Genomic DNA, 25,864 nt, shown 5'->3' with positions numbered 1-25,864 from the left:
ATGGACATCGGCAATATCAAACTCGAGCGGCGCAAGTCGGTACGCAGCGAGTCGGCAGCGAAGCGGCGCATCCGCTTCAACGAAGACCCGTTGTGGTACAAGGACGCGATCATCTATCAGGTGCACGTCAAGTCCTTCTACGATTCGAACAACGACGGCATCGGCGATTTCGCCGGCCTGATCGAGAAACTGGACTACATCGCCGACCTCGGCGTCAACACTATCTGGCTGCTGCCCTTCTATCCGTCGCCGCGGCGCGACGATGGCTACGACATCTCCGACTATCGCGGCGTGCATCCCGACTACGGCACCATGGCCGACGCCAAGCGCTTCATCGCCGAGGCGCACAAGCGCGGGCTGCGCGTCATCACCGAGCTGGTCGTCAACCATACCTCCGACCAGCATCCGTGGTTCCAGCGCGCACGCAATGCAAAGCCGGGCTCGGCGGCACGCGACTTCTACGTGTGGTCGGACAATGACGAAGCCTACGCCGGCACGCGCATCATCTTCTGCGACACGGAGAAATCGAACTGGACCTGGGACCCGGTGGCCAATGCCTTCTACTGGCATCGCTTCTATTCGCATCAGCCCGACCTGAATTTCGACAATCCGCAAGTGCGGCGCGCGGTGCTGTCCATCATGTCCTTCTGGCTCAACCTTGGCGTGGACGGCCTGCGGCTCGACGCCGTGCCCTACCTGATCGAGCGCGAAGGCACGAGCAACGAGAACCTGCCCGAGACGCATGTGATCCTCAAGGAAATCCGCGCCGAGCTCGATCGCGGCCATCCGGGGCGCATGCTGCTGGCCGAAGCGAATATGTGGCCGGAGGACGTGCTGCCCTACTTCGGCGAGAACGACGAATGCCACATGGCCTTCCACTTTCCGCTGATGCCGCGCATGTACATGGCGCTCGCGCAGGAAGACCGTTTCCCGATCACCGACATCCTGCGCCAGACGCCGGAGATTCCGCCCAACTGCCAGTGGGCTGTCTTCCTGCGCAACCATGACGAGCTGACGCTGGAAATGGTGACCGACAAGGAGCGCGATTACCTCTGGAACTATTACGCCTCCGAAAAGCGCGCGCGTATCAACCTCGGCATCCGCCGCCGCCTGCTACCGTTACTGGAACGCGATCGCCGCCGCGTGGAACTGCTCAACAGTCTGCTGCTGTCGATGCCCGGCACGCCGGTCATCTATTACGGCGATGAAATCGGCATGGGCGACAACATCCACCTTGGCGATCGCGACGGCGTGCGCACGCCGATGCAATGGACGCCCGACCGCAACGGCGGCTTCTCGCGCGCCGATCCCGCCAGGCTGGTGCTGCCGCCGATCATGGATCCGCTCTACGGCTACGAAGCGGTGAACGTGGAAGCGCAGAGTGCCGACCCGTATTCGCTGCTGAACTGGACGCGCCGCATGCTGGCCGTGCGCAAGCAGCACTGCGCGTTCGGGCGCGGCAGCCTGAGCCTGCTTTATCCGACCAATCGCCGCGTGCTTGCCTACCTGCGCCACTACCGCTACGCCGAAGGCGAAGACGGCGAAGAGACGATCCTGTGCGTTGCCAATGTCTCGCGTTCCGCGCAGGCCGTCGAGCTGGACCTGTCTTCCTATGCCGACCGTGTGCCGGTGGAGATGATCGGCGGCTCCGCCTTCCCGCCGATCGGCCAGCTGTCCTACCTGCTGACCCTGCCGCCGTACGGCTTTTACTGGTTCCTGCTGGCGCCGAAGGCACGCATGCCGGCCTGGCATACTCCCGCGCCGGAACCGCTGCCGGAGCTCTCGACGCTGGTGCTGCGGAACGGCCTCTCGGAAATCCTGGAGCCGTCGCGGCGCGCCATCATCGAGAAGGAAGCCTTGCCGGCCTATCTTCCGAAGCGCCGCTGGTATGCGGCCAAGCAGGAGAAACTGCTGTCGGCGCGCATCGCGCTCGCCACCACGCTGCCGGCTTCCACCGCGCGGCCGCATGTGCTGCCGACCATGCTGGTCGAGATCGAGACCACCACGCCCAGCGGCAGCGATCGTTACCTGCTGCCGTTCGGCTTCATCCGTGAGGAAGACATCGTCACGGCATTGCCGCAACAGCTCGCGCTGGCGCGCGTGCGGCGCGGGCGGCATGTCGGATTCCTGACTGATGCCTATGTGCTCGACTCCTTCTCCTATGTGCTGGTGGAGCTGCTGCGCGCGCGCACCGTCCTGCAGTCGGACGACGGCGAGATCCGCTTCATCCCGACCGATGCGCTGGACGCGATCGAATTGCCGAAAGAACCGGCCATCCGGCGTATGGCGATGGAGCAGTCGAACAGTTCGCTGGTGATCGAGGACAAGATGGTGCTGAAGCTGATCCGGCGCCTCTCGCCAGGCGTGCATCCGGAAGCGGAAATGGGACGCTACCTGACCACGATCGGCTTTGCCAACACGCCGCTCATGCTGGGCGAGGTGACGCGCTTTGCCGCCGACGGCACGCCGCTCACCATGGCGATCCTGCAACAGTACATCCACAACCAGGACGACGCCTGGCAATGGACGCTCGATACGCTCTCGCGCGCCATCCAGCAGGCCACCACGCAAGGCGCCGCACCGGCCACGCCGCCGCCTCCGCCCGCTGAAACGCCGCCCGCGGCGGAACTGGTGAGCGAGCTGTCCGATCCGCTCGCCGAACTGGGCGAACTCGCCACCATGCTGGGCCGCCGCCTGGGCGAAATGCACGCAGCCCTCGCAAGGCCGACCAACAATCCGGACTTTTCGCCGCAGGCCGCCACCGAAGAGGACACGAAGGCATGGGCTGCGGGCGCGCGAAGCCAGCTGGAAGCCGCATTCGACGTCCTGCGCGGCAAGAAGGACTGGAGCAATGCCGACGAAGAACGTCGCGTGGCGCGTCTCATCGGCCAGCGCGACCGGCTGATCGAGAGGATCGACAAGCTGGCCGCAGCCGGCATCGGCGCGCTGCGCACGCGCATCCACGGCGACTTCCATCTCGGCCAGGTGCTGGTGGCGCACGGCGATGTGTTCATCGTCGATTTCGAAGGCGAGCCGGTCAAGCCGCTCGAACAGCGGCGCGCCAAGAGCAGCCCGATGCGCGACGTCGCCGGCCTGCTGCGTTCCTTCGATTACGTGGCCGCCTTCGCCAGCAAGGCCGGGCCGGGCGATCTGAGCGAGGCGGCTGAAGTGCGCAAGCAACAGATCATCAAAGACTTCGTGCCCACCTCGCAGCGCAACTTCCTGCAGGCGTATCAGGAAGCAGCCTATGGCGGCACGCAGCCGCCGCACGAGGAGGCGGAGCGCGCCCTGCTGCAGATGTTCGTGCTGGAGAAAGCCGCCTACGAAGTCTGCTACGAGGCCGCCAACCGTCCCGACTGGATTCCCGTGCCGGTAAACGGCATGGCCAAGGTCGCCGATCAGGTGCTGGGCACGACGCAAGGAGAATCGCTGAATGACTGAGCAGACCGAAGAATTTCCGGACATCGACATGGAGAGCGTCGACGCGCTGCTGCATGGCCGCGTGCGCGATCCGTTCGCGCTGCTCGGGCCGCATCGCGAAGGCGACAGGGCGATGGTGCGCACCTTCCAGCCGGGCGCCTGGGCGGTGGACGTAATGACGCGAGACAAGCGCGGCGATGGCGCCGGCGAGGTGGTCGATTCCCTCTACAACCTGCACAACAGCGGCTTCTTCGTCAGCAGCGCGCCCACGCTGCCGGCCGGCATGCCCTACCTGCTGCGCATCACCTGGCCCGAGGATGAAAGCGGCGAGCATGTGAGCTACACCGAAGACCCGTACAGCTTCGGCCTGCTGCTGGGCGAGCTCGACCTGCACCTGCTGTCCGAAGGCAAGCATCGCGAGCTGGGACGCTGCCTCGGCGCCAATCCGATGAGTGTCGACGGCGTGGCCGGCACCCGCTTCGCGGTGTGGGCGCCGAGCGCGCAGCGCGTGTCGGTGGTGGGCGACTTCAACATGTGGGACGGCCGTCGTCATCCGATGCGCGTGCGCCACGATGCGGGTGTGTGGGAGCTGTTCATTCCGCGCATCGGCCCGGGCGCGCGCTACCAGTACGAGATCGTCGGCCCGGACGGCAACGTGCTGCCGCTCAAGTCCGATCCGGTGGCGCGTGCCACCGAAGCTCCACCTTCCACGGTATCGGTGGTCGCGTCCGATACACCGTTCGAGTGGACCGATGAGGCATGGATGGCAAGTCGCGCCAAGCGGCACCGGCCCGATGCCCCGATCTCAATCTATGAAGTGCACGCCGGTTCCTGGCTGCGCATCCTCGAAGAAGGCGGACGCAGCCTCAACTGGCACGAGATGGGCGACCGCCTGATTCCGTATGCGCTCGGCATGGGCTTCACGCATATCGAGTTCCTTCCGATCATGGAGCATCCCTTCGGCGGATCCTGGGGCTACCAGCCGCTCGGCCTGTTCGCGCCCAGCGCGCGCTTCGGCCCGCCGGCCGCATTCGCCTCCTTCGTCGACCGTTGTCATGCGGCGGGACTGGGCGTGATCCTCGACTGGGTACCGGCGCATTTTCCGGCCGACCAGCACGGCCTGGCGCGCTTCGATGGCACCGCGCTGTACGAGCACCAGGACCCGCGCGAGGGCTACCACCAGGACTGGAACACCATGATCTACAACCTCGGGCGCAACGAGGTATCCGGCTTCCTGATCGCCAGCGCGCTGGAGTGGCTGGAGCACTTCCACGTCGACGGCCTGCGCGTGGATGCGGTGGCGTCGATGCTGTACCGCGACTACAGCCGCAAGGAAGGCGAGTGGATTCCCAACATCTACGGCGGCCGCGAGAACCTGGAAGCCATCGGCTTCCTGCGCCATCTCAACCAGGTCATCGAAGAACGCTGCCCCGGCGCGGTCACCATTGCAGAGGAATCGACCGCCTGGCCGGGCGTCTCCGCGCCGGTTTCCGAGGGCGGCCTCGGCTTCAACTACAAGTGGAACATGGGCTGGATGCATGACAGCCTGCGTTATATCGGCACCGACCCGCTGTACCGCCAGCATCACCACAACGACCTCACCTTCGGCCTGGTCTACGCCTGGTCGGAACGCTTCATCCTGCCGATCTCGCATGATGAAGTGGTGCACGGCAAGGGATCGCTGCTCGGCCGCATGCCCGGCGACCAGTGGCAACGCCTCGCCAACCTGCGTGCCTACTTCGGCATGATGTGGACCCATCCCGGCAAGAAGCTGCTCTTCATGGGATGCGAGTTCGGGCAGGAATCGGAGTGGAACCATGACGGCTCCCCGAGCTGGAACCTGCTGGACAGCCCGGCGCACCGTGGTGTTCAGCGCCTGGTGCGCGACCTCAACCGGCTCTATGCGAACGAGCCCGCGTTGCATCGCAAGGATGTGTCGCATGAAGGCTTCGAATGGCTGATCGGCGACGACAACCACAACAGCGTGTTCGCCTGGCTGCGCAAGGGCGAGGCGGGAGACGCGCCGCTGCTCGTGGTGCTGAACATGACCCCGGTACCGCGCGAAGCGTATCGTATCGGCGTGCCGTCGAATGATTCGCACGCGCCGGTGGGATGGCAGGAGCTGCTGAACACCGATGCCGCAGCTTATGGAGGCAGCGGCCTCGGCAATGGCGGCGCGGTCACCAGCGAAACGGTGGCCAGCCACGGCAAGGAACAGTCGTTACTGCTGACATTGCCGCCGCTGTCGGCGCTGATCCTGAAACGAACGTAAGGGCCTGTTATGGACGGTATCAGGGGAGGAGCAGCTACGAGAACCGGCCGGGTGTTCCGGACGTGTGCAGGAGCGCTGGACGTCGTCACAAGAGAGTGTCTTCCTCTTTGCAGGTCCATGGTATCCACCTGTCCCTTTAACACCCCGTCGTGTCCCGGTGCGGGCGCATACGGTGGGTTTGGCGATGTCTTTTCCCCGTCGTCCCCGCGCAGGCGGGTGGCCGCCCCGCGGGGATCCATAGGGAGCTCACGCGGAGAGCGTCTCGTACAGATCACGCCAATGCGGGTTTCCCTTCTGGATCAGATTGATCTTCCACGCCCGATTCCATTGCTTGATCTGTTTTTCACGCGTGATGGCAGAGTGTGCGTCGACATGCGTCTCATACCACACCAAATGTTTGACACCGTGTTCCTTGGTAAAGCCAGCAACGAAACCTTCACGGTGTTCCCAGACGCGCCTGACCAGGTCGGAGGTGACGCCGACATACAAGGTGCCGTAGCGGGCGCTGGCGAGCAGGTAGACGTAAAAGGTTTTTTCCATCGGGTTATGGGTCCCCGCCCGCGCGGGGGCGACGATCTGAGGTCCGTGGGTTCAATGTTGTCGGCGACATTTTCCTGCAAGCGGGGGAGGCTGCAAAGAACGGCACTTGGCATAGCCCTGGCAAAGAGAAGGAGCCATTCGATGCCAAGCACCTCGCGCGGCATCTTTTCTCTAGTGAATGCAGCCTCAGAAGCAGTTCTTTGCGGGCGTTGATATGGCAAGCGTCCAGCTTCCATTGCCACCCATCAGGCCCGGATCGCCGATCCACCTGGGCGCAACATACGATGGATTCGGGACCAATTTCGCCGTTTTTTCCGCGCACGCTGTCAAGGTCGAGGTCTGCCTGTTCGATCCGGAAGGACGGCATGAGATCGCGCGCATTCCACTGCCGGAATGCACCAACGAAGTGTGGCACGGTTACCTCGCCGGCGTGCATGCCGGCGCGCTCTACGGCTTCCGCGCCTACGGCCCGTACCGGCCGGAGCATGGCCATCGCTTCAATCCCAACAAGCTGCTGCTCGACCCGTATGCGAAGCAGCTGCATGGCCACGTGCGCTGGACCGACGCGCTGTTCGGCTATCGTGTCCACTCACCGAAGGCCGACCTGTCCTTTGATCGCCGCGACAGCGCCTGGGCCATGCCGAAGGCGGTCGTCACCGATACTGCCTTCAACTGGCATGGCGATCGGCCGCCGCATGTGCCGTGGGAAAAGACCGTCATCTACGAAGCGCATGTGCGCGGTCTCACCATGCTCGCCGAACGCATCCCGCCGCGCGAACGCGGAACCTTTGCCGCGCTTGCCAATCCGTTTGTGATCGACTACTTCTCCCGCCTCGGCATTACCGCGCTGGAACTATTGCCCGTGTTCGCCTACCTGCAAGACCGCCGCCTCCTGATGAATGGCCTCAGCAATTACTGGGGCTACAACACCATGGCCTACTTCGCGCCCGAGCCGCGCTATCTCGCCGACGGTTCCCCGGACGAAGTGCGCCATGCGATCCGGCAACTGCATGCTGCCGGCATCGAGGTGATCCTCGACGTCGTCTACAACCATACCTGCGAGGAAAGCGAACTCGGCCCGACCATCTCCTTCCGCGGCTTCGACAATGCGAGCTACTACCGCCTGCAGGCAGACAACCATCGCCACCTCGTCAACGACACCGGCTGCGGCAACACGCTCAACCTGTCGCATCCCCGCGTGATCCAGATGGTAATGGATTCGCTGCGCTACTGGGTCACGGAATTCCATGTCGATGGCTTCCGCTTCGACCTCGGCGCGACGCTAGGCCGCGAGCACTACGGCTTCGATCCCGGCTCCGGCTTCTTCGATGCGTTGTTGCAAGACCCCGTGCTGTCGCAGGTCAAGCTGATCTCCGAGCCGTGGGACATCGGCCCGGGCGGCTACCAGGTCGGCAACCATCCGGCCGGCATCGCGGAATGGAACGACCGTTTCCGCGACGATGTGCGCAGTTTCTGGCGCGGCGATCCTGGCATGCGCGGCGCGGTCGCGGCACGCTTGCTCGGCTCGGCCGACCTGTTCAACCATCACCGCCGGCGCGCCTGGTCGTCAGTCAATTTCGTCACCGCACATGACGGCTTCACGCTGCAGGACCTGGTCAGCTACAACCGCAAATACAACGAGGCCAACGGCGAGGACAACCGCGACGGCAGCAACGAAAACCGCAGCAGCAACTGGGGCGCGGAAGGACCGACCGAGGATGCCGCCGTGCGCACCACGCGTGAACGCATCAAGCGCGCGATGCTGATGACGCTGATGTTCTCCAACGGCACGCCGATGGTGCTCGGCGGCGACGAGTTCGGCCGCACGCAGTACGGCAACAACAACCCCTACTGCCAGGACAACGAAATCTCCTGGTTCGACTGGGAGCTGGCGAAGACGGATGCCGGCAGAGCGCTGTTCGAGTTCGTGCGGCACTGCATTGCCGTGCGCCTCGCGCGGCCCGGCCTGCGCAGCACGCGCTTCCTCACCGCCAGTTCGCGCACGCTGCAGGGCGTGCCGGATACCGGCTGGTTCGATGAGACTGGCAGTGAAATGACGCCGGACCGGTGGAACTTCCCGGAAGGGCGGCTGCTCGCATTGCGCCGCATTGTGGGCGAGCGGCAGGACGCAAGGAACGGCCTCGTGTCCGCCTCGCTGCTGCTGCTGAACGCGTCGTCCGAGGATCGCGAATTCATTCTGCCGCAGCCGGTCATGCATTGGCATGTGGCGCTCGATGCAGCGGATGCCACGATCGGTCGCGGCGGTATGGCGTCGCATCGGCAGCCGGAACAGAACAGGATCATTGTCGCCGCGCACAGCGCGGTATTGCTGGTGGCCGACCATGTTACGCTTTGAACCTTCCTTCGGCGCGCGGCTGCTTGCGCCCGACCGCACCCGCTTCCGTCTGTGGGCGCCCGATCGCCAGCAGGTCGCGCTTGAGCTCGGCGGCAGGGCGCCGCAACTGATGACGCCCTGCGGCGAAGGCTGGTTCGAGGCGGAAGCCGACTGCGGCGCGGGGACGCTGTACCGTTACCGCATCAGCGATCAGCTCGCGGTGCCCGATCCCGCCTCGCATGCGCAGTCCGGCGACGTGCACGACGCCAGCATCGTCTGCGATCCGCAGGCCTACCGCTGGATGAACACCGACTGGGCCGGGCGAGCGTGGCATGAAACGGTGCTGGTCGAACTGCATGCCGGCATGCTCGGTGGTTTTGCCGGCGTGGCGCGCAGGCTGCCTGCATACGTGGCGCTGGGCATCACCGCCATCGAGCTGATGCCGGTGGCGGACTTCCCCGGCCCGCGCAACTGGGGCTACGACGGCGTGCTGCCCTACGCGCCCGATGCGGCCTACGGCACACCGAATGATCTCAAGGCCCTGGTCGATACTGCGCATGGCCTCGGCATCAGCGTCTTTCTTGATGTGGTCTACAACCACTTCGGCCCGGACGGCAATTACCTCGGCAGCTACGCCAGCGCCTTCTTCCGTGACGACATCCACACGCCATGGGGACAGGCGATCGATTTCCGCAAGCAGCCGGTGCGCGACTTCTTCATCGAGAACGCGCTGTACTGGCTCACCGAATTCCGCATCGACGGGCTGCGGCTCGACGCAGTGCATGCGATCAGCGAAAAGGACTTCCTGGTGGAACTCGCGCAGCGCGTGCGCACGGCCATCCCGCCGCCGCGCCACGTCCACCTCGTGCTGGAAAACGATGACAACGCCGCGCACCTGCTTGCACGCGCGCCGCAACGGTTGTACGACGCGCAGTGGAACGACGACCTGCATCATGTGCTGCACGCGATGCTGACGGGCGAGCGCGAAGGTTATTACGCGGATTACACAAACCAGGCCGGCGAAAAAATTGCGCGCGCGCTGGCGGAAGGTTTCGTGTACCAGGGCGAGCCTTCTTCCTACCGTGGAGGACAGCCGCGCGGCGAGCAGAGCCGACAGCTGCCGCCGACATCCTTCATCGCCTTCCTGCAGAACCACGACCAGGTCGGCAACCGCGCCTTCGGCGAACGGCTCACCATGCTGGCCGATCCCGACGCGTTGCGCGCGGCGTACGCCCTGCTGCTGCTGTCGCCGCAGATTCCCCTGTTTTTCATGGGCGAGGAGATCGGCGCGACGCAACCCTTCCTGTATTTCACGAGCCACCTCACCCCGCAACTCGCCGACGCCGTGCGCGAGGGACGCCGGCAGGAGTTCGCACGCTTTGCCGGCTTCGCCGACCCTGCCGTGCGCGAACGCATTCCCGATCCGAATGCGGAGCAGACCTATGTCGATTCGATCCCGCGTGCGCAGGACAACACCGCCCAGGCGTGGCGTGACTGGATCACCACCCTCCTGACCATACGGCGCGAAGAGATCGTGCCACGGCTGGACGGCGCCCAGGCGCTCGGCGCTGAATTGCTCGGCAGCGCGGCAGTCAGAGCGCGCTGGCGCATGGCGGACGGCACGGTGCTCATGATCGCCATCAACCTTGCCGACGCGCCGGTGCCGGTCACGCTGGAACACTTATCCGATGGGCAGGTTGGCCGCATCCTGTTTGAAACCGAAGGCGTACCGGACGCCGTGCTGCAGGGACGATTGCCGGCGCGCGCCTTCATTGCCGTGCTGGAGGCAGTGCCATGAACGACACCGAAGTTTTCAATCTCGCGCGGGCCTCCGGACTGGCCCGCGAGTGGACCAGCGCCAAGGGCGAGCAGATGCAGGTCGCGCCGGAGGCACTGGCCGCGATACTGGAAGCGCTCGGCCTGCCCTGCGCCACGGATGAGCAATGCCGCGACAGCCAGCGGCGGCTGGCGGAAATCCAGGGCGAGGACGTGCTGCCGCCGCTCGTCACCGGCGTCGTTGGCAAGCCCTTGCGCGTGCCCGGCGTACGTACATTTGCGGGAAAGAACTACCGGATCGAACTGGAAAACGGCGGGCATGTCGATGGCCGTTTTCCGGATGAAGCCGCCGCTGCGGTGGAATTGCCGCCGATCGATCGCTATGGCTACCATCGCCTGCTGGCCGGTGAGCGCGAGGTCACGCTGGCGGTTGCGCCGCAGCGCTGCTTCGGCGTCGCCGACGCTTTGCAGGGCAGACAGTGCGGGAATGGCGACGGGCGTGTCTGGGGGCTCGGCGTGCAGCTCTATTCCCTGCGCCGCCATGGCGACGGCGGCATCGGCGACTTCACCGCGCTGTCGCAGCTCGCACGCTCGGCGGCATCGCATGGTGCCTCGGCACTCGCAATCAGCCCCGTGCATGCGATGTTCAGTGCCGACGTGACCCGCTTCAGCCCTTACAGCCCGTCGAGCCGCCTGCTGTTCAATGTGCTGCACATCGATCCGGCCAGCGTGCTCGGGCCGGACGCGCTGGCGACGGCGCTGGCCTCGCTGGGCGACGATGCCGCCAGCAACATGGCGCGGCTGGAGCAGGAAGAATTCATCAACTGGCCGGCTGCCGGCGTGCTGCGCCTGATGGTGCTGCGGCGCCTGTTCGAACAGTTCAACGCCGCTGGCAACCAGACGGAATTCGCCGCCTTCCGCGCGCAGGGCGGCACGGCGGTGCAGGACCATGCGCGCTTCGAAGCCTTGCATGCATGGCGGATGGCGAACGGCGAGAGCGGCGACTGGCGCACCTGGCCCGAGGGCTTGCGCAATCCGCGCGGCACGGCGGTCGAGGAATTCGCGCACGCGCATGCGCCGGAAGTCGCATTCCACGAGTTCCTGCAATGGCAGGCGGCGCGCGGCCTGTCCGGCGTGCAGAAGGATGCGCGCGAGGCCGGCATGCCGATCGGCCTGATCACGGACCTTGCCGTCGGCGCAGACAACGGCGGCAGCCAGGCATGGAGCCGACAGGCGGAAATCATCAACGGGCTGTCGGTTGGCGCGCCGCCGGACATCCTCAACACGCGCGGCCAGAGCTGGGGCCTCGGCGCGTTCTCGCCGCAGGCGATGAAGGCAAAGGGCTTCGGCGCCTACATCGAAATGCTGCGCGCGGCATTCGCCCATGCGGGTGGCGTGCGCATCGACCATGTGCTTGGCCTGAGCCGGCTGTGGCTGGTGCCGCAGGGCGAATCGCCCGAGCAGGGCGCCTACCTGAAATACCCGATGTACGACCTGCTGCACCTGATCGCGCTGGAATCCTGGCGCCATCGCGCCATCGTCATCGGCGAAGACCTTGGCACCGTGCCGCCCGGCTTCGAGCGCATCATCGCGGAGCACGGCCTGCTCGGCATTCGCGTATTGCTGTTCCAGCAGCACAACGGCCGTTTCCTCAGCCCGGGCGAATGGTCGGGTGACGCGATCGCCACCACCACCACGCACGACCTGCCCACCATCGCGGGCTGGTGGCAGGGCCGCGACATCGACTGGGCGGCGCAGCTTGACCTGCTCGAACGCGGCAAGAGCGATGCGGATGCCCGGCATCAGCGCGAGCGCGACCGCATGGCGCTATGGCAGAGCTTGAAGGATGCCGGTTGCGGCAGCGGCAACGCGCCCGAGGCCCGCGCCGATTGCGCCCCGCTCGACGACGTGATCGGCTTCATCGCCGCCACGCCCGCGCCGCTGGCCATGCTGCCGATCGAGGATGCGCTCGGCCTGCCCGAGCAGCCGAACATCCCCGGCACCATCGAAACGCATCCGAACTGGCGCCGCCGCCTGCCGCAGACAGTGGATTCGCTGCTCGATGCGCCCACGGTCGCGAAGCGCCTCGCCATCCTCAACCGGGCGCGTTCCTGCGGGAAGATGAGCTGATGGCGATCCCGCGCGCCACCGTCCGCCTGCAACTGCACAAGGGCTTCGGCTTCGACGACGCGGCCGCGACAGTGGCGTATTACCACGAACTCGGCATTAGCCACGTCTACGCCTCGCCCATCCTGACTGCCCGCAGCGGCTCGACGCACGGCTACGACATCGTCGATCCGACGCACATCAACCCCGAGCTGGGCGGCGAGGATGGCTTGCGGCGTTTCGTCGCCCGCCTGCGCGCGGCGAACATGGGACTGATCGTCGACATCGTGCCCAACCACATGGGCGTCGGCCCGGAGAACCCGTGGTGGCAGCATGTGCTCGAGTGGGGACAGGCCAGCCCGTATGCGCGCTGGTTCGACATCGACTGGCACCCCGCCGACGAAAGCCTGCACGGCAAGCTGCTCGCGCCCTTTCTCGGCCAGCCCTACGGCGACACGCTGGCTTCCGGCGACATCAAGCTGCAGTTCGACGCCGCACGCGGCAAACTGTTCGTCAGCTATTACGCGCAGCGCTTTCCGGTCGCACCGGCGGACTATCTGCGCGTGCTGCGGGCGGCCGATGCGCCGCGCCTGGATGCGGCGATCAAGGCCTTCGAGCAAGGAGAGGGGGATTTCACGCAGCAGCAGGCCGATGTCGGCCAGGGCCTGCTGCGCGAGCTGTATCGCGACAGCGAAGGCGCGAGCGCTGTCCATGCCGCGCTGGCCGCGTATTCCGTGGAGACGCAGCAGGGTTTCGATGCGCTGCATGGCCTGCTCGAACGCCAGCATTACCGCCTCGCGTGGTGGCGCTGCGCCGCCGACGGCATCAACTGGCGGCGCTTCTTCGAAGTGACGGACCTGGCCGGCGTGCGCGTCGAACAGGACGATGTGTTCGAAGCCACCCATGCGCTGGTCTTCCGCCTCTACACCGAAGGCCTGATCGATGGCCTGCGCATCGACCACGTCGACGGCCTGGCCGATCCCGGCGCCTATTGCCGCAAGCTGCGCGGCCGGCTGGAGGCGTTGACCGCGCAGCGTCCGCCCGAGCTGCCGCCCGCACCGGCCTACCTCATCGTGGAAAAGATCCTCGCGCCGGACGAGCCCTTGCGCGCCGACTGGCGCATCGACGGCACCACCGGCTACGATTTCATGGAACAGGTCGGCGCGCTGCTGCATGACCCGGCGGGCGAAGCGGCGCTGGATGCGCTGTGGTCGGAGACGAGCGGATTGGAACGCAGCTTCGCGGAGGAAGTGCGGCAGGCGCGACGGCAACTGCTGGCGAACAATCTCGCCGGCGAATTCGACAGTGCCGCGCGCGCCCTGCATGCGGTGGCGCGCACCGACCTGCGCACGCGCGACTTCTCGCTCGCCGCCATCCGACGCGTATTCGCCGAACTGCTGGTGCATTTTCCTGTGTACCGCACCTATGCCGATGCGAACGGCCGCGACGAACTCGACCAGGCCATCATCGACCGCGCACTGGAGCAGGCGCGCAACACGGTCGAGCGTACCGAAGCCCCGCTGCTCGACCTGCTGGCGCACTGGCTCGGCGGCGATGCGCCGCGCCACTACGGCAACCCGCGCGTGCGGCGCCTGCACCAGGCCGCCATCACCCGCTTCCAGCAGCTGACGCCGCCGCTGGCCGCGAAGTCGGTCGAAGACACGGCGTTCTATCGCTATGGCCGGCTGCTCTCGCGCAATGAAGTCGGCGCCGACCCCGGCCGGTTCTCCATGCCGGTGCCATCCTTCCATGCAGCCTGCATTTGGCGCACGCAGCAATTTCCGCATGCGATGCTCGCAACCGCCACGCACGACCACAAGCGCGGCGAAGACGTACGCGCACGCCTTGCGGCACTGAGCGAAATGCCGGAATCTTGGAGCGATGCGGCGCACGAATGGATGCAGCTGCAGCCGGCCGAGATGGCCAAGCCACAGCCTGCCGACGAGTTGATGCTGTACCAGACGCTCGCCGGTGCATGGCCCATCGGCCTGTCGGCGAACGATGCGGAAGGCCTGCGGCACTTTGCGGAGCGCGTCGACGGCTGGCAGACTAAGGCCTTGCGCGAGGCCAAGCAGGTGAGCGACTGGGTGCTGCCGAACGAGGAATACGAAGCGACATGCCGGTCATTCCTGCAGGCGATCCTGAACCCCGGCCCCGACAACCTTTTCCTGCCCGCCTTCCTCGACTGGCTCGGCCGGCTCATCCCCGCCGGCGCAGCCAAGAGCCTCGCGCAGATCGTGCTGCGCATGACCACACCCGGTGTGCCGGACCTGTACCAGGGAACCGACTTCTGGGATTTCAGCCTGGTCGATCCCGACAACCGCAGGCCGGTCGATTATCCAAGCCGGGAAAAGGCGATGCAGGAAGCAACGCCGCTGCTCGCCGGCATGGAGGATTGGGAAAGCGGCATCGTCAAGCAGCAGGTCATCCGCCACACCTTGAACTACCGCGCGCAATTCCCCGACCTGTTTTCGCTCGGCGAATATGTACCGCTGGACGTGCAAGGCCCGTATGCATCGCACGCGATCGCATTCATGCGCCGCCACCAGGACCGCTCGATCATCGTGATCGCCGCGCATCTCCCCTGCGCGCTGCTGGCCGGCCAGCGCACGCCGGTGATGCCTGCTTCGGCATGGGAAGACACCGCAGTGCTGTTGCCTGATGCGATAGACGCTGCACCGACCGACATCCTCACCGGAAATCAGGCATCCATCAAAACTGGCCGCCTGCTGCTAAGGGATGCGTTATCGCTGCTGCCAGTCGCGCTGCTTGCGCAGTAGAGCCTGAGTAAGGTGACTTCAGCGGGGTAAAGGATGTCCACGGAAAACACGGAAAGCACGGAAAGATTTTTTTGGGTTTTTTCGTGTTTTCCGTGGACAAGGGGTTTTGTGCGGTGCTAACTCCCCACGCCCTGAGCAGTCCCGGAGACAGTCCCAAGTATCACCGGGCCGACCGGCGTTTCCTTTTCATTGGAGGCATGCATCGACAGCAGGAATTCGCGTTCGATGTAGGCAAAAAAGGTCGAGTCGGCGTACTTTGCGCGAAACCAGCGGTACCAGCGGGCATCCTTCTGTGTGGCGGCTTCCGCCTGCTCCAGCGCTTCGATGCGTTTCTGTTTTTCTGCCAGCGTGAATGCAGCGGCTTCGCTTGCCAGCCGGTACTCATTCGCCTGCCGCAGCAGTCGCGCGTTTTCCTGCTGCAGATGTTCGATCGCCTGCGTTGCCTTGTCGACAAGCGCGAGCAGGTCGTCCGGCGTGATGCCCTTGTCGTCAATGGACAGTGCCATGGTTTCCTTTCTGTTTTGCATGTTATTCCTGGGGGGAATCATTAGGTGCGGAAAATTGCCATCAGTTCCATGGCTGGATGCGGTTTTGTTGCATCCGAAAAAAAGAACAGGAGTGTATTCTGTTTTCTAAGCGCCGCGCCATTGACGCCACTCAAGCTTGTGCATTCCCTCAATTCGTACACTGCATCAAGTATGTCAATGGGGAGAACAAGAATGATCAAATCGGGAGGCGGCGCGCTGGCGTTGGCCATGCTGCTTGTCATCGCGCTGAGCGGCTGCGGCGGTGCGGATCCGCAATCGACCGCGCGGCAATCCACATCCTCGTCGACGCTGCTCGCTGCAAGCACGACCGAAACCTGGACCAAATGCGCGAATGAAAACCAGACCTGCTCCTTCTCCGGCACGACGCAGGTACGTTATGGCCTGAACGGTACCTGGGCCACGCGCACGGCAACGAATGCGATCGGCTGCGACAACAGCGTGTTCGGCGATCCGCTGCCCGGTGCCGACAAGATCTGCGAATTCCTCACGGTCACCACCGAGCCGCCGCCGCCTCCGCCTCCCTCGGACACGACCTGGACGAAGTGCGCGAACGAAAACCAGACCTGCACCTTCCCCGGCACCACGCAGGTGCGTTATGGCCTGAACGGTACCTGGGCCACGCGCACGGCAACGAACGCGATCGGTTGCAACAACGACGTGTTCGGCGATCCGCTGCCCGGCGCAGACAAGATCTGCGAATATGCCTCCACCTCTCCCACGCCGGTGACCGGGCAGCCCGCGCCCGTCCCCGACGGCACGCCGATGACGATGTCGTGCATCGAAGGCGCGAACACGCAATGCAGCGGCAGGTCCATCATCCGCATTGAAAACGGCATCACGCTGACGAGCGCCGGCGTGCAGGCTTACGGCAAATCGACCAACGACCTCGCCGTGCCGATCGCGAATGCAACGGCTGCCTATGGGCTGGTACCGGCATCGGGCGGCCTGGCTGAGATCCGCGCCCTCAAGTCGAGCGACGGCGTCGTCTCCAATCCGGTGATGCTGCTGTCGAAACTCGGCATTTCCTGGGACGGCAAAGTCGAGCGACCGCCCATCATCGAAACCTTCCGCGCCACGCAAGGACACATGCAGGTCGATGCCTCCGGAGCGATCAGTGCCGTCACGCTGCCGCCGAGTTCCGACCTGGCCTTCTATGACGTTGCGGGCAAGGGCGTCGCCGGTACGCAAGCCAACTATGCCAACAACAGCTACTTCCCGCGCAGCGAGCCTTCGCGCTGCCCGCCGGAGATGGTGCCCTGCCCCCTCGTCGAAACCAAGGGCCTGAAGAACCAGGCGGGCGACTGGCAGAACGGCGGCATCGAGCCGAACATCGCCGATATCAGCCGCCTGCATGAAGACGGCGACGTGCATGCGGGGAACGGGCTGCCGGATGCGAATGGCAATCCGACCATCCTGCCCGGCGGGAGTGGCTTCGGCGTGCCCTTCCCTGGATCGAAAGGCTATCGCCAGCTCACCAACTGGAGCTATCGCTACGCCACCCTCGGCGCCTGGTTCACGCAGGACACGGTACGCATCGTCGAGTGGACCGGCGGCGCAGGCACGGACGAGCATAACCAGGCGCGCACCGGCATGGTCGCGTTCGGGCAGGTGACGGATCCGGCGAACGTGCCCGCTTCCGGTTCGGCCGGCTACACCGGCATCGTCTATGGCTGGTACACGCCAAACGGCACGCAGGAGGCGGCCTTCTTCCGCGGCTCCGCGCTGGTCGCCGTCGACTTTGCCACGCGCACGGTAAGCATTTCGATCCAGAACACCCACACCTGGGACGCGGCATGGGCGGAAGTGCCGGTCGCGTTGAGCGGCACAACGATGATGGGGGCGACCGGAAGCAATGTCGCCAATTACCTGACGGGGACGATCAGCAATGCGTCATTGAGCGGCGGTCTCGGCGGACGCTTCTTCGGCCCGGTGGTCACGACAGGAAACAGCGGCGCCGGCCCCGCCGAAATCGGCGGCAGCTTCTCGCTGTCGAACGGCGCGACCAAGGCCGCCGTGGTCGGCGGCTTCATCGCGCGCAAGCAGTAGCGTCCGTGCGTGCGGGCGCTGCGGTGCGAAGAAAAACGACTCCCGATGGCCGGCATGGCCGGCCATGCGGGTGCGGCTCGCGCGCCTACTCTTCGCGTGCCGCGCGCAGTGCTTCGCCCGTCGCGGTCAGGCGATAGATCGACCGCCCGGGAACCGCTTCCACGAGCCCTGCGGCAAGCAGGTTGTCGATGTCGTAGGGATGCCGCTCGGACTTCTCGTCGAGCACCGTGCAAAACATACTGAAATCAGCGAGAACCTCGGGACGAGGTTTGACCATAATGTTCATGGACGCCTCCTGGAATGTCGTTAACAATGATGTTATCCGTGCCCGTGGATTAGGCAAACGCTTTTGCTGCGGACGCTTCTCCCAGATCAAGAAATTTCCGTGCGGCAGGCGATGCCCGCATTTCCGCTTGCCGAAAATGCATGCGGCGCACGCCCCACACGCTGCACACGCTTCATGAGGCACCCATGAAAACGCTGATACGCTTGTCTGCCGTCATTCATTTTCTGGCCACCGTCGCCTTCGTCGGCGCGGCGCTGGTACTGCTGGCGATCGCTGCGGTCACGGGGCTGCACGCACTGCTTGCCGAGGGCCTCAACGTCAACGGCGCGCAGGGCGTGATCGAGGCGATCGGCCTTGTCACGGTGGCTGTCGCGGCGTTGCAGATCGCGCAGACCATCGGTGAAGAGGAAGTGATCCGCGAAGCCCATGTCAGCGCCCCGACCCGCGTGCGCCGCTTCCTGTCGCGCTTCCTGGTCGTGATTGTCGTCGCCATGGCGATCGAGGGGCTGGTCGCCACCTTCAAGTCTGTGCGCGAAAACCTGGCCATGCTGCCCCATGCAACCGGCATCCTGATTGCCGTCGGCGTGCTGCTGGCTGGCTGGGGCGTGTTCATCCGGTTCAACGTTTATGCGGAAGAGCTGGAGCCGGAGGCGATGAAGCAGGCGAAGCAGGAGGACCGCAAGCTGGAGTAAGGGCAGGCCCAAAGTTCGCGCGATTGCCATAAGGCGATCCTGCTCAAGAAGCAGGTTTTCCACGCGTCCTATACTAGGACGCATGAACGCATGCGTTCTCGCCAGGAGGCTGCCCATGTTCAAGAAGCCTTTTCCTCTCGCCAAGGTCTACGCACTGATCGAACCCGGCCCGGTCGTCCTGCTGACGACCGCGCAGGACGGCCAGCCGAACGTGATGACGCTGTCATGGAAGACGATGCTCGAATTCGAGCCGCCGCTGATTGGCTGCGTCATCAGCAACCGGAATTATTCCTACGATCTCCTGGTGGCGTCGAAAGAATGCGTCATCAACATCCCGACGGTCGAACTCGCGAAGAAGGTCGTCAGCGTGGGCAACACGACCGGCGCAAAGGCCGACAAATTCAAGCGCTTCGGTCTGACGCCGCTTCCAGCCCGCTTCGTCGACGCACCTCTGATCGATGAATGCTACGCATGCCTCGAGTGCCGCGTGGCCGACACGCGCATGGTCCCGGAATACGGCTTCTTCGTCCTCGAAGTCCTGCAGGCATGGGTGGACCGCGCCGTGAAAGATCCGCGTACGCTGCATCATCGCGGATACGGCAGCTTCATGGTGGCCGGCGAAACGATCAGGCTGCGTTCGCGCATGAGGTAGGCCGATGAAGGGGACCCGTCTTCACTTCCTGCTTGCTGCCTTCGCCGCGCTGGCCATCGTCATGTTCTTTCCCTCCTGCGCGCGTTCGCAGGAAGCGGCAACCGCATCGTCGGCGGGAACGCTTGCCGAGATGGCGGAGCTGTATGTGTTCAACGATAGCGGCCGCACTCTCATCCCCGGCAACCAGGCCATCAACGACGATGGCAAGACGCTGGCAAGCCTGCCGCGGCAAAGCTGGGCGAAGATCGGGATCGCTCCGGGCCTGCATGTGCTGAAACCGTTTCCGCCCTTGTGGAACCAGGAAGTGACGATCAATGCCGTCGCCGGCCATCGCTACTATGTGCTTGTTGCCTACCGCCCGGAACGCTCATGGGCCGGGCCTGCCGCCGGCGCCCCTTTGATCCTGCGGGAGATTACCGAGGAAGAGGCGGCGCCGCTGTTGCGCGAGATGAGGGAGCAGAAATGAAAGAGCAGAATTGAGGCAGCGGAAAGTGCCGGCTCCCGGGTGCACAGCCTGCTAAGCCACTGCCACCACCTCGACATTCCCTTCCTTGCGGATCACGTTCACGCCCACGTTGTTCGGATAGCGCTGCAACAGCAGATCGACCGTGGCGCCGTTGATCGATAGGTCGTGGATCTCGACCGTCTCCAGGAAGGGCGGCAGTTGCGGATGACGGAAGCGGATCTCGGGCTTGCCCGGGTCGAAGGACAAGCCGAGGCAGGCCTGCAGCAGCGAGAACACGCTCGCCGCCGCCCATGCCTGCGGTGAGCAGGCCACCGGATACAGAGTGGGGCCTTCATCCGGCCGGCGTTCGAAGCCGCAGAACAGTTCCGGCATGCGATGCTGGTCCATGTACAGGCTGGCCGAGCGCAGGCCGGCGAAGACCGCCATCGCCTTCGCCGTGAAGCCGTAGCGCGCCATGCCGTCCGCGATGATGGCATTGTCATGCGGCCAGACCGAGCCGTTGTGGTAGGCCATCGGGTTGTAGCGCGATGCTTTCATCGGAATGGTGCGGATGCCCCAGCCGCAGAAGAAGTCTTCGTCCAGCAAGCGATCGGCAATGCGTGCCGCGTATTCTGGTGTGGCGATGCCGCTCCACAAGGTGTGCCCGGCATTGGACGAGCCCACTTCGCATTGCCGCTTCTCGCCGTCGAGTGCGAGAGCGTACATGCCGATGCGTTCGCACCAGAAGGCTTCGTTGAAATTCTTCCTCAGCAGCATGGCGTCATTGTGCAGCCGCTTTGCCAGCGGCGCGTCGCCAAGCAGGCGCGCCAGATCGGCCGCACGCAGCTTTGCTTCGTACACATAACCCTGCACTTCGCACAGCGCGATCGGCGCATCCGCCAGGCGGCCGTCGGCGTGGAACACCGAATCCTGCGAGTCCTTCCAGCCCTGTTGCGCCAGGCCGGTTTCGCTGTAGCGCGCATATTCGACGAAGCCGTCGCCGTCGCGATCGCCATATTCGTCGATCCAGGTCAGCGCGCGCGTGATGTTGTCCCAGATGCTGCGGATGAATTCGAGGTCGCCGGTGCGTTCGTAATAAGCGCCAGCCAGTCCGACGAACAGCGGCGTCGCATCGACGGTGCCGTAGTAGCGGCCGAAGGGGATTTCATTCAGCGCGGCCAGTTCGCCGTTGCGCGCCTCGTGCAGGATCTTGCCGGGCTCGGCATCGCGCTCGGGATCGAAATCATCTGCCTGCGTGGCGGCAAGGAACGCGAGCACGCCGCGCGCCAAGCAAGGGTCGATCCACAGGTATTCGCGCGCAGTAAGGATGCCGTCGCGGCCGAAAGTGGTCGAATACCAGGGCAGGCCGGCGTAGGGATAGTCGCCCTGCTTCAGGTTGGTGGTCAGCATGACCAGGTCGGCGGTCGAGCGGTCCAGCCAATTGTTGAACAGCGGGTCGGAGGTGGTGACCTTGCAGCGGTTCTGCAGTGAGCAGCTGACCGTGCGGTTGACCTGCGTGAATGCGGTGAAATAGTCGCTTGGCGGCGGCCGCTTCTCTTCGTTGCGCTCGCAGGTCACCGTGGCATACAGATGCACCTCACCCTTGGGTTCGAGCGCGACTTCGTAATCGGCCTGCCGCTCGGTCAGCTTCTGCGGTACCGGGTCGAAGTCGATGCGCGTCCGGCGCACCACGTCGTCCAGCCCGCGGTAGCCGAGCACCAGTTCGCGGTCGCTGATCTGCGGCGGCAGGTAAGTGCCGCGCCGCTCGCGCTTGAAGCCGCGCACTTCGAAGATGTCCTTGAAGTCGGCGCCGAATTCCATCGAGACTTTCGCGCGGATCGGCGTCAATCCGAAATTGACGATGCGCACATGCTCGTAGCAGCTGCCGTCGAGCAGCAGCTTGGCGCGGAAGATGTGCAGCTCGCCCTTCGGTATGTGGTCCTTCCCCGGTGGATAAAGGTCGGGGTTCATCAGCTCGACGATGAACAGGCCGTTGTCGTCGCGCACCGTCGAGTTCAGGTGCATCGGCCGCACGCCTTCAATCAGCAGCTCCTGCTGCGAGAGGAAGCAGGTGTCACCGTCGTAGATGCCCTCTTCGCCCAGCCCCATCGGCTGTACGTCGCCGAAGCGGTCGAACATGGCGAAGGTTTCGTTATGCTTGAGGACGCGCCGGCGCTCGTCGGCCGGCGAAGAGGTGGCGAGGATGTACCATTGCTCGCCGAGTTGGATCTTTTCAACCATTGCGTCTCCCGTTCGCTTGCGTGATGTGCCTGGTTTTCTTCCTGCAGATACGGTGACGGCCGGCGCCGGCAGCCTGCCGGCGTTCCTCCGGATCGCGCCGCGCCGGACGTCGCCTATGGATGACGCGGCAACTGCTGGTAGACGCGCAGGTAATGCTCCGCCATGTGCGCAGCGGTGAAACGGCGGTCGAAGACTGCGCGGCAGCCTTTCCTGTCGACCGTATCGATGTCTTTCGCCGCGCGCACGGCCTCGTCCTGATTCGTCACCACGAAGCCAGTCACTCCGTCTTCCATGATCTCCGGCACCGAGCCGTGCCGATAGGCAATCACCGGCGTGCCGCAGGAGAAAGCTTCGATCATGACCAGCCCGAATGGTTCGGGCCAGTCGATCGGAAACAGCAGCGCCCGCGCGTGCTCCAGCAGTTCACGCTTTTCATGCTGGTTGACCTCGCCGACGAACTGCACCAGCGGATGCCGCAGCAAGGGCTTGATGCACTCGTTGAAGTACGGCTCGTCGGCCTTGTCGATCTTGGCGCCGATATAGATCGGCACGCCGCACTGTTTGGCGATATCGATCGCGCGGTCAACCCGTTTTTCGTGGGAGATGCGACCGATGAAGGCGAAATAGTCGCCCGGTTTTTCCTGAAACGAATACAGGTCGGGCGGCAGGCCGTGATAGACCGTGTCCTGCCAGTTGGCGTCCGGCAAGGGCGTGCGCTGGTTGTCCGAGATCGAAACCAGCGGCACGTCATGAAAGTGCCGGAACAGCGGTTGCAGGTCCGCCAGGTCGAGCCGTCCGTGCATGGTGGTGACATGCGGGACACCGAGTTGCCTTGCAAGAGGAAAGTGCAGGTAATCGGTGTGGAAATGGATGACATCGAAGCTGTCGGCCATGTTGGCGACGAGGTCCATCTGGATCGTGTGATAGGACAGCCAGCTTGGGCGTGCCGGGTCGGGGCGCAGGCTTTGGGCGATCGGCGAGACCAGCCTTGCGGCGGTTACCGAGTCGCCGGAGGCGAATAGGGTGACTTCATGTCCTTGCTTGACCAGCTCCTCCGTCAGATAGGAAATTACACGTTCGGTGCCGCCATAGGCTTTCGGCGGGACGCTCTCGAAAATCGGGGATACTTGGGCTATCTTCATGCTCCAGTCGGACTCCGGGGCAGGGAGCCCATTATGTGGTTGGAATGGCGTTGATGAGATTGCTACGAAATGTGACAACGTTCCAGCCGATTTGTGCCCGACATTTTTGACGTGCCTGATTGAAACCAAGGACAGGAAATCGGCTACGCGGGCGCAGCGGTGCAACACCTGCGGCAATGGGCGAGGCAAGGCGTGCGAACGCACGCGAAGGAGGAGGTGACGGAGGAAGTCTTAGGCAGCAGGCCGGGCGCTGTCGTTCCCGGTGTCGTTCACACCGAGCGCGGTCGCCAGGGCGCGGCTGACGAAGCCCGCGACCGACAACACCTGCGCGCGCCCGGAGCGCAAGTGCTGCGCGAGTTCTTCGGCCGGCATCGACATGGCTTCATGCCGGTCGCGCGTGGAGAAGATATAGAGGTTGCGCAGCGGGCTGGTCCAGGCCAGCTTGACCTTGATCGCCGCGCCGTTCAGCCGCTTGAACTCGACCCAGGTGCCGCGTTCCAGCGTGGCAACCTGTTCGTCGAATGCGTCCGGCACAGGCTCCGGCTTCTGCCTCGCCTGGCGCATCAGGCGGCGTTCGGCTGCCCGCTTGGCGACCTGCAGCGCGATCTGCATCTGGCGCTCGGGAGAGAGTTCCAGCGGCGCGCGCACGATCGACGCATGGCAGCGTGCGAGTTCGGCGAAGAAGCGGGTGCGCTCCTCATCGTTCCACTTGATGAGGTCGAGCCATTTGTTCAGCATCGTCAGCATTGACGGCAGCCTGGCCAGCAGATCCTTGCGCTCGGCCATCGTGATCTTCGGCTTGACGCTCCAGCACAGGTCGTCCATGGTCTTGATCGCGCTCTCGACCGCTTCCGGCTTTTCATCCTTCACCGTATAGGCCAGCGTCAGCACGGGCACCCATTTGTCTTCCAGGAAGGTCTCCACGAAGGCCACGACTTCGCCGGTGCCGATGCGCAGCGCCACCTCATGCTTCGCCGCCCTGGTCGCTTCGTGCAGCTTCTCTTGCTGCAGCGCACTCGAGATCGTGGCCGACAGGGTCTGCGCGGCAGCGGTCTCATCGCGCTTGATGAAGGCATCGAGGCTGGCGGCCACGTCGGCGAACACGGAAATGCGATGGTCGGATTCCTGAAGGATGCGCTGCACGCTGCGCTGGACCAGCAGGTAGTGCGGATCGTTCACGCCCTTCTCCGGATCCCAGCCGACGCTGATCCGCGCCAGCAGTTCGATGCTGCGACGCGCCGGGAACGACTCCTTGAAGAAGAAATCCTTGTTGATCAGCGCGGCCTTCACGGCCGGCAGCTGGAGCGAACCGATCAGCTCCTTCATCCGGTCGGGAATGTTCCTGTTCTCGAACAAGGCATCGAACACCTTGCCGACCAGCTCGAAAGTGTGTTCGTCCGTCGGCGACAACAGTCCGTGCGGCATGCGGCGCTGCATCTCGGCCAGCGACGTGCATTTCGGCGACTCCATCCCGGCGAGCGCTGTGCGCATATCGGAATCGGCCTGCTGCAGGCTGCTCAGATAGTCAAGCAGTTCGTTGCGTGCGGCCGCGGCATGCACTGCATTTTCTTCGAACAGCGTCGGAAATGCGCCGTCCAGCGGGCGGCTGGGGGCCTTGGGCACAGCAACCGGTTCCTCCGGCGGGAACAGGCGGCGCAACTGCTGCGTGAGCGCGTCCTCTTCTTCGGCAGGGGCTTCCTGCTCGGTTGCCGGGTGCAGAGTCTGGGTGGTCTCGGCCAGTTGCGGCTCGGCCAGCGTCGGAACGATGCCGCGCTTGATCAGGGCTGCATTCAGCGCATGCAGGATCGGCGCCATGTCGAACGACAGCTTCGGCTGCAGCAGCGGGAATACCAGATGGTGCGATCCGGAATCCGGATTGAATTCGCACCACGCATCATGGATCACCGACACGAAGACATGGGGGCGGAACGGATTGTGCGCATTCGTCAGTTGTTCCATGCCGAGCAGGCGCGCCAGGCGGACATTCAGCGCGCTCAGGCGATCGGCATGCTCGCTTTCAATCGAACGGCTGGCCTTGATCAGGCAGAGCTTCTTGTCGATCTCCACATCGGGCGGCAAGCTGACCCGGCTCTGGGCCGGCGTGGCCGCTTTTGCGCCCGGGTTGTCGAGGGCGCTTGCCTCGCGCTCCAGCGCGGCGGTCAGGCGCGAGGAGAGTACATAGAAGAACGGATAGCGGTTCTGCCGCAGCAGATTGGCGGCATCGCGGTGCAGCCTGGCTTCATTTGCGTCGACGCACGCCTGCGACACGCGCAACAAGGCATCCGACAGGCGCCTGGTAAATCCCTCAATCTGCGCATTCGCGACAGTTGAGCCGATTTCGACAAGCTCCTGCAGAATCTCGGCCCGCGTGGTGGCGGGAACGGAATGCTGCGCGTCTCCGGACGTGGGGGAAGCCATTTCCTTGCAGACTGAATGTAGATTAAAAAGCGGATCGCGTTGGTCCTGGTCTTTCCGCAACACGATGCAGGCCTGAAAAATTTCGTGAAGGGAAATTACCGTAATAATGCGCGACTGTGATCGTATTCTCCCACAATATTGCCGTACGGCAAGATTTATTTTGTA

General features: G+C 64.4%; 16 protein-coding genes. 10 read left to right on the top strand and 6 right to left on the bottom strand.

Going from position 1 to position 25,864, the window contains the following annotated elements; all coding sequences use genetic code 11:
* Complete coding sequence (gene treS / locus VJ698_RS19275; protein ID WP_324104424.1) at positions 1-3,441, top strand: maltose alpha-D-glucosyltransferase; 3,441 nt, start codon at positions 1-3, stop codon at positions 3,439-3,441.
* Positions 3,434-5,692 carry a 1,4-alpha-glucan branching protein GlgB gene (gene glgB / locus VJ698_RS19270; RefSeq protein WP_324104423.1) on the top strand — a complete coding sequence of 753 codons (2,259 nt, stop codon included), beginning with the start codon at positions 3,434-3,436 and terminating at the stop codon, positions 5,690-5,692. Before treS ends, glgB begins: the two co-directional genes overlap by 8 nt.
* 246 nt (positions 5,693-5,938) lie before the next feature.
* Here the strand turns inward: glgB and VJ698_RS19265 are convergent, their stop codons facing one another.
* The gene (locus tag VJ698_RS19265) at positions 5,939-6,232 is read right to left on the bottom strand and encodes a GIY-YIG nuclease family protein (RefSeq protein ID WP_324104422.1); all 294 of its coding nucleotides are present in this window, start codon (positions 6,230-6,232) and stop codon (positions 5,939-5,941) included.
* A gap of 214 nt (positions 6,233-6,446) precedes the next feature.
* On the opposite strand from VJ698_RS19265, the gene glgX reads away from it, so the two are divergent.
* Genes glgX through treY form a run of 4 tightly spaced genes read left to right on the top strand, consistent with a single transcriptional unit; the run spans position 6,447 to position 15,229 of the window.
* Positions 6,447-8,588 (top strand): glycogen debranching protein GlgX, encoded by a 2,142-nt coding sequence (gene glgX / locus VJ698_RS19260; protein WP_324104421.1) that lies wholly within the window; start codon positions 6,447-6,449, stop codon positions 8,586-8,588.
* Positions 8,575-10,365, top strand: coding sequence for a malto-oligosyltrehalose trehalohydrolase (gene treZ / locus VJ698_RS19255; protein WP_324104420.1), 1,791 nt, complete (start codon positions 8,575-8,577; stop codon positions 10,363-10,365). Before glgX ends, treZ begins: the two co-directional genes overlap by 14 nt.
* The gene (malQ, locus tag VJ698_RS19250; protein ID WP_324104419.1) at positions 10,362-12,473 is read left to right on the top strand and encodes a 4-alpha-glucanotransferase; all 2,112 of its coding nucleotides are present in this window, start codon (positions 10,362-10,364) and stop codon (positions 12,471-12,473) included. Before treZ ends, malQ begins: the two co-directional genes overlap by 4 nt.
* Positions 12,473-15,229 (top strand): malto-oligosyltrehalose synthase, encoded by a 2,757-nt coding sequence (gene treY, locus VJ698_RS19245; RefSeq protein WP_324104418.1) that lies wholly within the window; start codon positions 12,473-12,475, stop codon positions 15,227-15,229. The genes malQ and treY overlap by 1 nt, the downstream gene beginning before the upstream one ends.
* 116 nt (positions 15,230-15,345) lie before the next feature.
* Here the strand turns inward: treY and VJ698_RS19240 are convergent, their stop codons facing one another.
* The gene (locus VJ698_RS19240; protein ID WP_324104417.1) at positions 15,346-15,756 is read right to left on the bottom strand and encodes a hypothetical protein; all 411 of its coding nucleotides are present in this window, start codon (positions 15,754-15,756) and stop codon (positions 15,346-15,348) included.
* A gap of 192 nt (positions 15,757-15,948) precedes the next feature.
* On the opposite strand from VJ698_RS19240, the gene VJ698_RS19235 reads away from it, so the two are divergent.
* The gene (locus VJ698_RS19235) at positions 15,949-17,823 is read left to right on the top strand and encodes a hypothetical protein (protein WP_324104416.1); all 1,875 of its coding nucleotides are present in this window, start codon (positions 15,949-15,951) and stop codon (positions 17,821-17,823) included.
* Positions 17,824-17,908: 85 nt separating this feature from the next.
* On the opposite strand, the gene VJ698_RS19230 is transcribed toward VJ698_RS19235, so the two are convergent.
* Entirely contained in the window at positions 17,909-18,109 is a 201-nt protein-coding gene (locus tag VJ698_RS19230) for a hypothetical protein (protein ID WP_324104415.1), read from the bottom strand.
* A 185-nt stretch (positions 18,110-18,294) separates the two neighbouring features.
* Between VJ698_RS19230 and VJ698_RS19225 the strand changes: the two genes are divergently transcribed.
* The 3 genes from VJ698_RS19225 (at position 18,295) to VJ698_RS19215 (ending at position 19,919) form a co-directional block, all read left to right on the top strand.
* Positions 18,295-18,801 carry a hypothetical protein gene (locus VJ698_RS19225; RefSeq protein WP_324104414.1) on the top strand — a complete coding sequence of 169 codons (507 nt, stop codon included), beginning with the start codon at positions 18,295-18,297 and terminating at the stop codon, positions 18,799-18,801.
* Between the two features lie 115 nt (positions 18,802-18,916).
* Complete coding sequence (locus VJ698_RS19220; RefSeq protein WP_324104413.1) at positions 18,917-19,453, top strand: flavin reductase family protein; 537 nt, start codon at positions 18,917-18,919, stop codon at positions 19,451-19,453.
* 4 nt (positions 19,454-19,457) lie between these two features.
* Positions 19,458-19,919 (top strand): hypothetical protein, encoded by a 462-nt coding sequence (locus tag VJ698_RS19215; RefSeq protein ID WP_324104412.1) that lies wholly within the window; start codon positions 19,458-19,460, stop codon positions 19,917-19,919.
* Between the two features lie 51 nt (positions 19,920-19,970).
* Here the strand turns inward: VJ698_RS19215 and VJ698_RS19210 are convergent, their stop codons facing one another.
* The 3 genes from VJ698_RS19210 to VJ698_RS19200 form a co-directional block, all read right to left on the bottom strand.
* Entirely contained in the window at positions 19,971-22,139 is a 2,169-nt protein-coding gene (locus VJ698_RS19210; protein ID WP_324104411.1) for an amylo-alpha-1,6-glucosidase, read from the bottom strand.
* A 113-nt stretch (positions 22,140-22,252) separates the two neighbouring features.
* Complete coding sequence (locus VJ698_RS19205; protein WP_324104410.1) at positions 22,253-23,281, bottom strand: glycosyltransferase family 4 protein; 1,029 nt, start codon at positions 23,279-23,281, stop codon at positions 22,253-22,255.
* A gap of 231 nt (positions 23,282-23,512) precedes the next feature.
* On the bottom strand, positions 23,513-25,699 hold the full coding sequence (locus VJ698_RS19200; RefSeq protein WP_324104409.1) for a DUF1631 family protein: 2,187 nt from the start codon (positions 25,697-25,699) through the stop codon (positions 23,513-23,515).
* Between the last annotated feature and the right edge of the window lie 165 nt (positions 25,700-25,864).

Source organism: Noviherbaspirillum sp., assembly GCF_035254685.1.
GTDB lineage: Bacteria > Pseudomonadota > Gammaproteobacteria > Burkholderiales > Burkholderiaceae_D > Noviherbaspirillum.
This window is presented reverse-complemented; position numbering and strand designations above follow the sequence as displayed.

Coding starts and splice junctions, on each gene's coding strand:
- treS (WP_324104424.1), top strand. CDS start 1: ATGGACATCGGCAATATCAAACTCGAGCGGCGCAAGTCGGTACGCAGC.
- glgB (WP_324104423.1), top strand. CDS start 3,434: ATGACTGAGCAGACCGAAGAATTTCCGGACATCGACATGGAGAGCGTC.
- VJ698_RS19265 (WP_324104422.1), bottom strand. CDS start 6,232: ATGGAAAAAACCTTTTACGTCTACCTGCTCGCCAGCGCCCGCTACGGC.
- glgX (WP_324104421.1), top strand. CDS start 6,447: ATGGCAAGCGTCCAGCTTCCATTGCCACCCATCAGGCCCGGATCGCCG.
- treZ (WP_324104420.1), top strand. CDS start 8,575: ATGTTACGCTTTGAACCTTCCTTCGGCGCGCGGCTGCTTGCGCCCGAC.
- malQ (WP_324104419.1), top strand. CDS start 10,362: ATGAACGACACCGAAGTTTTCAATCTCGCGCGGGCCTCCGGACTGGCC.
- treY (WP_324104418.1), top strand. CDS start 12,473: ATGGCGATCCCGCGCGCCACCGTCCGCCTGCAACTGCACAAGGGCTTC.
- VJ698_RS19240 (WP_324104417.1), bottom strand. CDS start 15,756: ATGCAAAACAGAAAGGAAACCATGGCACTGTCCATTGACGACAAGGGC.
- VJ698_RS19235 (WP_324104416.1), top strand. CDS start 15,949: ATGATCAAATCGGGAGGCGGCGCGCTGGCGTTGGCCATGCTGCTTGTC.
- VJ698_RS19230 (WP_324104415.1), bottom strand. CDS start 18,109: ATGAACATTATGGTCAAACCTCGTCCCGAGGTTCTCGCTGATTTCAGT.
- VJ698_RS19225 (WP_324104414.1), top strand. CDS start 18,295: ATGAAAACGCTGATACGCTTGTCTGCCGTCATTCATTTTCTGGCCACC.
- VJ698_RS19220 (WP_324104413.1), top strand. CDS start 18,917: ATGTTCAAGAAGCCTTTTCCTCTCGCCAAGGTCTACGCACTGATCGAA.
- VJ698_RS19215 (WP_324104412.1), top strand. CDS start 19,458: ATGAAGGGGACCCGTCTTCACTTCCTGCTTGCTGCCTTCGCCGCGCTG.
- VJ698_RS19210 (WP_324104411.1), bottom strand. CDS start 22,139: ATGGTTGAAAAGATCCAACTCGGCGAGCAATGGTACATCCTCGCCACC.
- VJ698_RS19205 (WP_324104410.1), bottom strand. CDS start 23,281: ATGAAGATAGCCCAAGTATCCCCGATTTTCGAGAGCGTCCCGCCGAAA.
- VJ698_RS19200 (WP_324104409.1), bottom strand. CDS start 25,699: ATGGCTTCCCCCACGTCCGGAGACGCGCAGCATTCCGTTCCCGCCACC.